Below are 2,355 nucleotides of genomic sequence, written 5' to 3'. Positions count from 1 at the left end.
CCAGCAGGTAGAACAGCGCGACTTCGGCGGAGGGCAGGTAGCGGGTTGCGTTGTTGATCAGCAAGGTGGCAAGCGGCATCTGCACCAGGCCCATGATGGCCAGCGCCCAGTAGCTCGAGGTGCCCAGTGCGAAGGGCTGCGCGTTGGGCCAGGCGATCAGTGCCGCGGCCAGTCCGCCGAGGGCGATCAACGGCATGCGCTCCAGGGCCGGGTGGCGGCGCAGCAGCGTCAGGTTGGCGCCCACCGCCGCCGATGACAACAGCGCATAGCCGTTGCCGGCCAGGTCGCTGGCATCAAACGCGCCGGCGAACACCAACATGATGCCCAAGGCCGCCACGCCAATCGCCAGCCAGGTGCGCAGCGCCACCTGCTCGCCGAGAAAGAAGCGGGTGAACAGCGCCGCGAACAACGGCGCCGTGCAGAGGATGACCACCACATTGGCGACCTGGGTATGGATCACCGCCAGCACGAAGAAGATCGAGATCAACGCCAGCAGCAAGGCCGAGCAGGCACTGAGCAACGGTTGCGCCCGGACGCTGGCACGGCTTCTGGCCGACAGGGAGAACACGCCGAGCGCCAGGAACATCAGCAGCCCGCGCCAGAACACGATGCTCCAGCCATCGGCCTGCGCCAGGCGCACCAGCAGACCATCGAAGCTGAGTAGGGTGATGCCGCTGGTAACGAGCAGCAAACCGCGCGCTGAATCTTTCATCCGTGTGTCCTCGGCAGCCGCTGACGGCGCTTTGTTCCGGGCTGGGCGGAAGGCGCAGCCAGATGTCGCCATCGATGATGGCTGCGCTTTGCACCATGAACCTGCCCAGAAGCGCCCCGAGTGCTGCGGTTAACGACTTGCCCGCAGTTCAACGAGCAATGCCACCCTCGCTGGGTGAGGTGATGCGCTCGGCCATTCGCGCGCCGAGCCGATGAATTCAGTGCAGTGAGCGAGAAGGCAGGCGTTCGTCGACCAGTTGCTGAGCCTGCAGAGCGAGCGCGTCGAGATGCGCGTCGCGCTGTTTTTCCGCTTGCTGCATGGCGCGCTGGCCGTGCTGCTTGAGCAGGTAGGCGTGAATCTGCCGCACCTCGGTGGAAGCGAACACCGGAGCCAGATCGGCGACCGCCACCATGCCGCTGGAGCGATAGTCGCGGCTGTTCATCACCACCTGCGCGCCCTGCGCGGCCAGCACCTGCAGGCCCAGGGCTTCGAACAGCGGCACCTTGTCCGCAGCGCAGGTCAGTTCCAGATGCGGGCGATGCGCCAACACGCGTTGCAGCAACGCCCGGCCGATGCCATGACCGTGGTACTCGGTATTCACCGCCAGGTAGGCGAGGGTGCAGGCGTCAGCGTCGTCCGGGCTGGGCAGGTACAGGGCAAACCCCAATACATGGGCTGGGTCATCATCGTCCAGCGCCAGCAGCAACTGCGCGGGGCCTTCGGTTTCACCGTTCATGGTCTGCAAATGCAGATGCACCTCGTAGCCAATCACGTACTGGTAAAGCTGATAAAGCGGATTGCTCGGCAGCAACGGAACCGCGCTGAGGTCAGTGAAGTAGTCCACCACCATCTGCAGCACCTGATTCTTCAGTGACTCGGGCGGCGGGCTGCTGAGGTGAGAGAGGGTGAACATTCGGGGGAAACTCCGCGGGGATGGGCATGGGACAGGATTGTAACCTGCGGCCGTGTTTACCCACCTGCATGTCTGTCAGCGCGACACCGCCTGCATTGTTCAGGAAGAAATCACAGCGCCGTTGTCGTAGTTCGTATGCAGCCAACGTGAAAGGACAACGGTAATGGATGGGATGTTTTTCGATAACGGGCAGGTGCTCGTCAGAACAGTGACGGTGGGGGTGCTGGCCTATATCTGCCTGGTTGCGTTCCTGCGCCTTTCGGGCAGGCGCACTCTCTCCAAGATGAATGCCTTCGATCTGGTCGTGACCGTTGCCCTCGGCTCGACCTTCGCCACTATCCTGCTCAACAAGGATGTTTCCCTGGCTCAGGGCGCGCTGGCTATGGCTTTGCTGATCGGCCTGCAGTTTATCGTCACCTGGACCAGTGTACGGGTCGGCTGGGTTCGCCGCCTGGTCACCGGGGAGCCGGCGCTGTTGTTTCACCATGGTCAGTTCCTGCGTAGCGCCATGCGGGCTGCCCGCGTTACCGAGGACGAAGTACAGTCGGCTATTCGCGCTGCGGGAATCGAAACGGTCGCCGATGTGGCCGCGGTCGTCCTGGAGACCGATGGCTCGTTCAGTGTGGTGAGGGAAGAGCGCAGCGAAGGCGAGTCGAGCCTGGCGCGTGTTGGCAGGCCGGATGCGTCCTAGACGGGAAACACCCTACCGAGAGCCAGGCCTGGCTCAGGT

General features: G+C 63.7%; 3 protein-coding genes. 1 reads left to right on the top strand and 2 read right to left on the bottom strand.

Going from position 1 to position 2,355, the window contains the following annotated elements; all coding sequences use genetic code 11:
- Positions 1-712: DMT family transporter (locus GYB81_RS17340; protein ID WP_161897909.1), on the bottom strand; the 712-nt coding region annotated here is incomplete at its 3' end.
- A 217-nt stretch (positions 713-929) separates the two neighbouring features.
- Complete coding sequence (locus tag GYB81_RS17335) at positions 930-1,625, bottom strand: GNAT family N-acetyltransferase (protein WP_161867994.1); 696 nt, start codon at positions 1,623-1,625, stop codon at positions 930-932.
- A gap of 163 nt (positions 1,626-1,788) precedes the next feature.
- Here GYB81_RS17335 and GYB81_RS17330 point away from each other — a divergent pair, with 163 nt between their 5' ends.
- Positions 1,789-2,316: a DUF421 domain-containing protein gene (locus GYB81_RS17330; RefSeq protein ID WP_161867995.1), complete on the top strand. Its 528-nt coding sequence runs from the start codon at positions 1,789-1,791 to the stop codon at positions 2,314-2,316.
- Positions 2,317-2,355: the final 39 nt, after the last annotated feature.

Origin of the sequence: Pseudomonas yangonensis (assembly GCF_009932725.1) — a bacterium.
Lineage (GTDB): Bacteria > Pseudomonadota > Gammaproteobacteria > Pseudomonadales > Pseudomonadaceae > Aquipseudomonas > Aquipseudomonas yangonensis.
The sequence above is the reverse complement of the archived record's forward strand: the minus strand, read 5'-3'. Positions and strand labels throughout refer to the sequence as shown.

Coding starts and splice junctions, on each gene's coding strand:
- GYB81_RS17335 (WP_161867994.1), bottom strand. CDS start 1,625: ATGTTCACCCTCTCTCACCTCAGCAGCCCGCCGCCCGAGTCACTGAAG.
- GYB81_RS17330 (WP_161867995.1), top strand. CDS start 1,789: ATGGATGGGATGTTTTTCGATAACGGGCAGGTGCTCGTCAGAACAGTG.